At 64.7% G+C, this 8,007-nt stretch carries 9 protein-coding genes; 6 read left to right on the top strand and 3 right to left on the bottom strand.

Features of this window, described 5'->3' with window-relative positions:
* Nucleotides 1–161: 161 nt before the first annotated feature.
* The 4 genes from ABD301_RS04500 (at nucleotide 162) to ABD301_RS04485 (ending at nucleotide 2,093) form a co-directional block, all read left to right on the top strand.
* Nucleotides 162–437, top strand: a complete 276-nt coding sequence (locus ABD301_RS04500) for a hypothetical protein (RefSeq protein ID WP_344307378.1) — start codon at nucleotides 162–164, stop codon at nucleotides 435–437.
* A 64-nt stretch (nucleotides 438–501) separates the two neighbouring features.
* On the top strand, nucleotides 502–1,077 hold the full coding sequence (locus ABD301_RS04495; RefSeq protein ID WP_486320479.1) for a nucleotidyl transferase AbiEii/AbiGii toxin family protein: 576 nt from the start codon (nucleotides 502–504) through the stop codon (nucleotides 1,075–1,077).
* A 77-nt stretch (nucleotides 1,078–1,154) separates the two neighbouring features.
* Nucleotides 1,155–1,763 carry a hypothetical protein gene (locus ABD301_RS04490; protein WP_344307374.1) on the top strand — a complete coding sequence of 203 codons (609 nt, stop codon included), beginning with the start codon at nucleotides 1,155–1,157 and terminating at the stop codon, nucleotides 1,761–1,763.
* Between the two features lie 57 nt (nucleotides 1,764–1,820).
* Nucleotides 1,821–2,093, top strand: a complete 273-nt coding sequence (locus tag ABD301_RS04485) for a hypothetical protein (protein WP_163567269.1) — start codon at nucleotides 1,821–1,823, stop codon at nucleotides 2,091–2,093.
* Nucleotides 2,094–2,304: 211 nt separating this feature from the next.
* Here the strand turns inward: ABD301_RS04485 and ABD301_RS04480 are convergent, their stop codons facing one another.
* Complete coding sequence (locus ABD301_RS04480) at nucleotides 2,305–3,249, bottom strand: alpha/beta hydrolase (protein ID WP_344307371.1); 945 nt, start codon at nucleotides 3,247–3,249, stop codon at nucleotides 2,305–2,307.
* Entirely contained in the window at nucleotides 3,246–3,896 is a 651-nt protein-coding gene (locus ABD301_RS04475; protein ID WP_163567271.1) for a TetR/AcrR family transcriptional regulator, read from the bottom strand. The genes ABD301_RS04480 and ABD301_RS04475 overlap by 4 nt, the downstream gene beginning before the upstream one ends.
* An 82-nt stretch (nucleotides 3,897–3,978) precedes the next feature.
* Here ABD301_RS04475 and ABD301_RS04470 point away from each other — a divergent pair, with 82 nt between their 5' ends.
* Nucleotides 3,979–5,757, top strand: coding sequence for a flavin-containing monooxygenase (locus tag ABD301_RS04470; protein WP_344307369.1), 1,779 nt, complete (start codon nucleotides 3,979–3,981; stop codon nucleotides 5,755–5,757).
* A 29-nt stretch (nucleotides 5,758–5,786) separates the two neighbouring features.
* Nucleotides 5,787–6,200 (top strand): DUF3592 domain-containing protein, encoded by a 414-nt coding sequence (locus tag ABD301_RS04465; RefSeq protein ID WP_344307367.1) that lies wholly within the window; start codon nucleotides 5,787–5,789, stop codon nucleotides 6,198–6,200.
* Here ABD301_RS04465 and ABD301_RS04460 read toward each other — a convergent pair.
* Nucleotides 6,175–7,674, bottom strand: a complete 1,500-nt coding sequence (locus tag ABD301_RS04460) for an ankyrin repeat domain-containing protein (protein ID WP_344307365.1) — start codon at nucleotides 7,672–7,674, stop codon at nucleotides 6,175–6,177. The two genes, ABD301_RS04465 and ABD301_RS04460, sit on opposite strands and share 26 nt — an antisense overlap.
* Nucleotides 7,675–8,007: the final 333 nt, after the last annotated feature.

The following is an 8,007-nucleotide window of genomic DNA, read 5'->3' as shown; positions in this document are numbered from 1 at the left end:
CAGATCGGACAACTCATAACCCAGAGGTCGTAGGTTCAAATCCTACCCCCGCTACCAGGGGAAAGGGCCCGGAGACACAGTCTCCGGGCCCTTCCGTGTAGCAGGATGTGTAGCAAACTCGCCGGTTCAGCCTGCTTTCTTCAGCGCATCCTTGATCAGCGTTGCGAGCACTCCCGCTCGAACGGGCGTTGGCCGTCGTCGAGCTTCCGCTGCACTTGAACTGGTCAGATCTGGGGCGACGGTTCGATCTGGGCGACCGCCGCCAGCGAGCGCGGGTGTACGAGCTCGTGATTCGTGAGGGCGGGCCGATGGACGTGCTTACGTATCTGGATGGTGTTTTGCTGGTCGATATATGGGACGAACTGGTGCTGCCCGCCGCTGTTCGTACCGCGTGGAGCGCGATTGTCACCGGCTCGGTCGGCGAACGGGTGGCGTGATGTGTGACGGCATGCTGACGACTTTTCAGATACGTGTCGCGCGCATTTTCTTCGGACTCAAGGCATCCAAGGGGTACGTGGTCGCCGGAGGCGCCGCGCTGCTCGCGTCAGAGCTCATCGCCCGGCCAACGCACGACCTCGATCTTTCGCGTCGGCCCCGCTTGAGTCGATTACGGAAGCGCGTACGGCGTTCCTCAGGGCGCTGGATCGACGTGGGTACTCCGTCACGGTGGTCCACGAGAGCGTGACGTTTTCCCGACTTGTCATTGTCGATGGTTCTGAAGAAGTTTTGGTTGATATCGCGCTGGACTCGCCACCGAGTTCGTCGCCGACGATCACCCTTCTCGGCCCGACGCTCGCGCCGTTGGACCTCGCGGGGCGAAAGCTGCTGGCACTCTTCGGACGTGCGGAAGCTCGCGACTTCGCCGATGTCTATGTTTTGGTACGCCGTTTCGGTGAGGCAGCGCTGCTGGAGCAGGCTGCACAGATGGATGCCGGCTTTGACTTGCAGGTGCTTGCTCAGATGATGCGTACCCTCGCACGTTTCGATGATGACGAGATTCCGCTGCCAAGCGCAGAGATCGTGGCCGCCCGGGAGTTTTTCGCCCGCTGGGGTGACGAGATTGTCTCTCAGTCCTGACTGCAGGTCGACGGCCGGCGTGTAGCGCTAATAATGGATTGTTAGGCTCAGCCGGCTGAGCCTCTGGAGGGAGTTCTATGTCCGCGCCGTACGGCCCACCTGGACATGTCGGGTATCCGCCGCAGCCCGCGCCGGCGCGGACCGGTCGTACGGTCCTGCGCGCCTTGCTGTCGGCGCTGGCGGCGGTGTTTCTGCTGATCGCCGGCTACCTCGTGGTGATCAATCTTGGTGTGATCGACACGTACACAACGTTGCCTGCTTTGCCCGGGAAGTTGATCAGTCAGGCCGAGGTCGCCGCTGTACTGCCAGGGGCTGGGCCGCTGGCTTGCGACGATTCGACTGGACTGATCCGGACGCTGGACCGTGACTGCAAGGCCACCGGCCCTGCGGGCACCAGTCTCACCATCAGCGAGCGACTGTTCTCAGGAACGATTCTGGCCGGCAGCGTGCGAGCAAGCAACTCCTTCGGTCAGCGGCTGGCCGGCAGCTACCCGATCCACGATCTGGACAGCTGGGTGGACGCCGCGTACGCCTTCCGGCGGCCGCCGCTGAGCAACTCTGTGTACTTTCGTCGCGGAAACATCGTCGTCGGCGTCGATGTCGACCTCGGCTACGGCGGCGGAAACCAAGTCAGCGAGCCGCCGGTCCCGTTGGCGAGATCTATAGCACAGCGGATGGCCCCTTAAAGGGAGCGCCGCAATAACTAGACAGGACCTAGTCGGCGAACGGCTCATACTCGGGTTATGGCGAGTGTGTCCCAGCGGCTGCAGCGGCGGATCGAGCGGGATTTCCCCGCGCCAGGAAGTGCGCCGTCGGTGATCGGGATGGTCGCTGCGATCAGCGACTCCGAACGCATTCAGGCCGGCGTTGTGCTGTGTGCTCGGGGCGACCTTCATCGGCTGCGCGATGCATGCGCTCTCGCCGAGCTGGACTGGCGGGACGTACTGATGGGGGCCGGGTTGGCACACGAGGACTGGCCGTCGCGGTTGGACGCTGAGCTCGGTCCGACGAGGTAGGCAATGCCACCGAATGGCTAGTGTCCTGCGACTCTCTGCCGCGGCGTGCTGCCGGGTCGCTGACCCGGTGGCACCACTCGAGTGGTCGCGGTGACGTTCGGCAGTGGGCGTTGTCCGGTGAGTACGGACAGTCCGGACCGGTCGCCGTAAAGTTCGTAGCGATAGAATGCGATCGCGTAAGTGGTGAGCGCGTTCTGCTGGGTGTTAGGGGCTAATTCCTGGGTCGGGCAGGTGCTGTCGTCCTCGCCGAACTGGTACGGCGGTGTCCAGGTCGCGTTGTAGTAATTGTGATTGGCGCCCTTAGCGACACTGAATAGTCGGTCACGGTGTTCCGCCCAGCGAGGTCGTCCAGATATTCTTGCCCTGCCTCGTGAACCGCGCCGTCACAGGTCCCGGTGACCACTGTGAACGGCAGCCCGGTAATGAGGGTGTCGCTGTGGTCGCCTTCCGGGATGTCGAATTTCACTGGAGCCAGACCGAGAACCGCTCGTACGCGTACGCCAGCTGGCCATTCCGCGCGGTGCTTGTCCGACGCCTGCCACATAACACCCTTGCCGCCGCGAGAATGCCCCAACGTACCGACGCGAGTCAGGTCGAGATGCCCGGCGAATTCCGGTGTAACGCGGTGGCCGGTGGCCGGGTCGACGAAATGGCCGGACAGTTGGCCGCGGGCGCCGCTGGCCACCTGCTGCCACAGGCGCAGGTGTTCGTTGACAAGTCGCGCCCGGTCGCCGTAATCAAAGGACGTCTGGTTAATTCCGTCCGCGCTGATCGACACCACCACGAAACCGTGGTTGGCCAGCGCGTCTCCCAAATAGTCGTAGCCGCGATAACTGGGAAACGGATGCGAGCCGGCCGGGCACGGCCAGGTGGCGGCATCCTTGCTGTCGCAGGCCCACCACGATCCGTGCGCCATCACGATCAACGGAAGCCGGCCGGTGAGCCTGCGCGGATAATGTACGACCGCGCGGAGTTCGCTGACCGTGCCGGTCTGCGGATCGGTGAATGCTTTGTCGCCCAAATCGTACGTGGCGACGGCGACCGAGCCGGATCCCTCCTGAGCCGCGGCCGGCGTCGGCGTACCGGCGGCCAGCAGCCCCACCAACAGGAGCAGCGCCGCCGATATCGCGACCGCGAACTTCCTTCGTGTTCTCATAGAGAGGAAACGTCCGACCAGGCCACCTCGTTGAGTGCGGCGGTCAGGGTGGCTTCGACGGTGTGGGCGCAGATGTGGGCGACTTCGTCGGGGGTGCGACCGAGGTCTCCGGACAGGGCCTGGGTGGTGAATCCGGATAGTTGCACGGCGATCGCGTCGACCAGCCATTCGGGTGGATTTTCGTGGCCGTGGCGGGCATTCCAAAGGCGGGCGGTGACGGCGGTCGCGAAGCGATTGCGGCTGGCACGGCAGTCGGTGGCCGCGGCGGCGAGTTCGTCGGAGAGGTTGTCGGGCTGCAGGGCGGAGAGTTCCCAGAAAACGTGGCCGTTCTCGGCGTTGAGTCGGTGCGTGACGACCAGCAGGTCGAGCAGCCATGATCGCAGGTCACTGGATTCCGGCGCGGGTGGGATTCGCTGGCCATAGCGGGCGATGCCAGCCTGGATGGCGGCGGCGAAAAGGTTGTCGCGGGTGCTGAAATGCCGAAAGACGGTACGTCGGTTGACCCCGGCCTCTTCGGCCACGTCGTCAATGGTCGCGGCGAGGCCACGAGTGGCCAGGGCGGTGCCGGCGGCTCGGAGAATGCGTGAACGGGCCAGGTCGCGTTGCTCGTCGGCGAGCGATGGCGCGATCGCGATGTCCTCGGTCACGCGCCGAATCGTAGCATCGCGACCTTGAAAATGTCACCCATGAGTGACATGCTGGCACTGTTGAGTGGCTAGGGAGGTTGCGGTGGATAAAGACGCGTTGCGGCGGAAATATCTGGCCGAGCGGGACAAGCGGCTCCGGACGGACGGCAACGAGCAGTACGTACGGGTGGCCGGCCAGCTCGCGCACTACCTCGACGATCCGTATACAGCCAGGGCCGAGCGCGAGCCGAAGACCGATCATCGGACTGTCGTCTGCATTGGTGGCGGATTCGCTGGCCTGGTGGCCGCCGCGCGGCTACGGGAAGCGGGCATCGCGGACGTACGGATCATCGAAAAAGGTGGCGATTTCGGCGGCACCTGGTATTGGAACCGCTATCCGGGCGCGCAGTGCGACACGGCTTCCTTCGTTTACATGCCGTTGCTCGAAGAAACCGGCCACATGCCCACCGAGAAATACGCGCACGCGCCCGAGATTCTCGAGCACTGCCAGCGGATCGGCAAGCAGTTCGGCCTGTACGACGATGTGCTGTTCCACACCGAGGTCGTGGATCTGCGCTGGGATTCAGGAAAATCGCAGTGGATTATCCGTACGAACCGAGACGATGTCTTCACCGCACAATTCGTGGTGATGGGCACCGGGCCTCTACATGTGCCCAAACTTCCTGGGATTCCCGGTCTCGAGTCGTTCCGCGGCCATTCTTTTCACACCAGCCGCTGGGACTATGACTACACCGGCGGCGATCCGGCCGGTGCGCCGATGGACGGGCTGGCCGGCAAACGGGTGGCCGTCATTGGAACCGGCGCGACCTCGGTGCAGTGCGTGCCACGGTTGGCGCGGGCAGCCGGGGACTTGTACGTTTTCCAGCGCACACCGTCCTCTGTGGACGTACGAGACAACCATCCGACGGATCCTGAGTGGTTCGCGCAGGTGGCCACCGCGGGCTGGCAGCAGCGGTGGCTGGACAACTTCACCGCCAACCAGACCGGCGGCCACGCCGAGGAAGACCTGGTGATGGACGGGTGGACCGACCTCGCCCGGCGGGTACGTGCGAAGGCGCGCACGCTTGCGCCCCAAGATCGGACCACGGCGGCGGTCATGAAGGCTTTCGAGGACTCCGATTTCGAGAAGATGGACGAAATCCGGGCCCGCGTCGACGCTGTGGTCGAGGATGCCGACACCGCCCAAAACCTGAAAGCCTGGTATCGCCAGCTGTGCAAGCGGCCGTGCTTCCATGACGAATACCTGCAGGCGTACAACAACCCGCATACGCACCTGATCGACACCGACGGCAAAGGCGTCGAGAGAATAACCGAAACCGGGGTGGTCGTCGCCGGTCGTGAGTACGAGGTCGACTGCATCATTTACGCGTCCGGTTTCGAGGTTGGCACCAGCTATGCAAGGCGTGCCGGTTATGAGGTCATCGGCCGCGACGGTGTCACACTTTCCGACTACTGGGCCGATGGAATGCGTACGCTGCACGGGATTCACATGCACGGATTCCCGAATGCCTTCATGGTGCAGCCAACCCAGGGCGCGAACCTGATTTCCAACATTCCCCACAACATCGTCGACTCGGCTCGTACCATCGCGGTGGCCGTCAAACATGCTCTTGACGGCGGTTTCGGCGAAATCGAGGTCACCCGGCCCGCTGAGCAGGCCTGGATCGACCTGTTGCTGGCCGGTCCGGGACGAGTGCTGGGATCGCCGGACTGTACGCCGGGCTACTACAACAACGAAGGTGTGGACGAGGGGCCGCAGGCGCGACTGCGGGTCGGCTATCCGGCGGGCCCAACCGCGTATTTCGAATACATCGACTCCTGGCGGGAGTCCGGAGACTTCGCGGGCCTGGAATTCCGCTGACTCGCCCAGCTGCGGGTAGATTGGGCGACATGTGGTTTCTGCTGGTCAGCCTGTTCCTCGTGCTCTGCATGCTCTACGGTTTGGTGCGGGCCGGGCGCAAAGACTGGGAATTCTTCAGAATTCGCCGCTCCGGCATCCGGGTCACCGGCGAGGTTATCGGCGACGATCCGCGCAGTCGCGGAAGTTCTGGCGGATATCTGCTGGTGCCGATAGTCCGCTACGACATCGACGGGAAACAGACCGAGGCGCCGGTCGCGAACTCCACTGACAAACGTGAGGTCGGCGACCGGCTGGACCTGGTGGTCGATCCGGCGAACCGGTGGGAGCCGTGGGTGCTCTACCACAACATGTTTTCCCAAAGCCTGGTCATTTACGCGATAGGGCTTCTGGTCGCGGCCGGATTCACTTGGTGGGCGATTACTGCCCTTCAGCAGGCCAGGTAGCGGCCAACGGCTCAGTGACCGGAGCGAGTACGTCGACGGCTTCCGGGCGGTGACCGTGTTCGGCCCAGCCCAAGGGAGTGGCGTCGAAGCGACTGTCCCGGACGTTTGGGTCGGCGCCGACGGCAAGGAGCGCGCGCAGGATGGGAATGTCGCCGCGCCAGGCCGCGTCGTGCAGGGCCGTACTTTCCTCGAACAGCTCGTTTACCTCGATGCCGGCTTCGGCGACTATCGCCACCGCCTCGGTGTTGCCGGTCGCGGCGGCACGGACCATAAGGCCGGGGCGTACGTCCTCAAGCAATCCGGGATTCTCGGCGCGCAATCGGGTGACGGCTAGTTTGTCGGCGGCGAGAAAAGCCGCGACGAGCTCCTGAGCCGGCGACGCAGACGGGCGGGGCGCGCCAGCGGCGACCAACAGGTCGACGATTTCCCGATAGCCCTGCGCGGAGGCTGTTTGTACGGGCGAACGGCGATCGCGGTACGTACGTCCGAGGTCGGTGAACGGCCTTCTGATGTCGACGCCATGGTCGATGAGCAGCCGTACGCGAGCAGCGAATCCGCTCTTAATCGCCCAACTTAGTTGCATCCGCACCATCTCGGCCGGCGACTGGACCGTGTCACCCATCCGGGCCTTCCACGGGCCACCGTCGCCGGTTCCCAAGCCGTACTGGAAAAGCAGCTCGAGATGGTCGTTGTCCGGAAAGAACATCCGGTTGTAGAGCGTCTGGCCGTCGTTCGGGTCAGCGCCGGCGTCCAGCAGCAGCCGCGCGAGGGCGAGCGACCGTGGGTGCCGCGGCTGTTTGCCGGGCCCTTGCTCGCCCTCGCCGAACGCACCCGTGAGCACGGTGAACGGGATCGGTAAGCCCTTCCATAAATAGCCGGCATTTGGGTCCGCGCCGGCGTCCAGCAGCAACTGCGCGGTTTCCAGCGGTGAGCCGCCGCCGAGCCGGGAGTACGCGAGGGTGAACAGCGGCTCCCAACGGTGCGGGCCGCCTTGCCGATGGACCAACGACGGGTCCGCCGCCAGCAGGTCGCGTACGGCCTCGGGATCGGCCGCCGCCGCGGCCGCCCACATCGACGCCCGCCGGATCTGCGGGTGCTCAGCCAGCAGGTTCGCCGCCCGCGCCCAGCGCTCAGGGCCGTCGTCCGGGCTATAGATCAGGCAGGCGAGCCGACAGAACTGGTCAGCAAGATCGTCGGTGTCGGCGTCCGACGCCACATCGGGGTCGCGGCGGAAAGTGTCGACCACGTCGAGATGGTGCTTGAGTCGGGGCCAACTGGCGAAGCCGTACGAGCGAGCGATCACCAACTGTGCTGCGCTGAGGGGAAAATCCGCACCGGAGAGCTGGTCGCGATGGTGCTCGGCGACCTGGGCGAGGGCGTCCGGATCCTGGGCCCGGACGGCTCGCTGCAGCGCCCGTGCTCGGTTGCGCAGGTTCGCGAGGCTGGGATCGGCGGGCAGTGGGACGGTCGACATGGCGACCTCCTTTCGCAACGCCTGCTGTCCGCGTCGTCAGGCTGAAAGGAGGCTGGAGGCCACGCTGAAGTCAGCTCAGGTGGGCTTAGCCCTTCCCGCGGACCGGCGGCACCCTGCGTGCCACCAGCCAGCCTACCTCACGATGAGTGATGAAGGACGTGGTTGCCTGAAGGCGAATTCCGGTTGGCCTTCGCGGCCGGGACTGGGCTATCATCGGGCCGATCTGTTTGGCGCGAGTTGAGGAAGTTGACATGACGGTGGCGGGACGGCGAGCTAGCCGCACCGAGCGGGGCTGAACCCCTCGGTTCCGGCTCGGTCTTCTGCTGCCCGTTT

It is taken from the genome of Fodinicola feengrottensis, from assembly GCF_039530045.1.
GTDB lineage: Bacteria > Actinomycetota > Actinomycetes > Mycobacteriales > HKI-0501 > Fodinicola > Fodinicola feengrottensis.
This window is presented reverse-complemented; position numbering and strand designations above follow the sequence as displayed.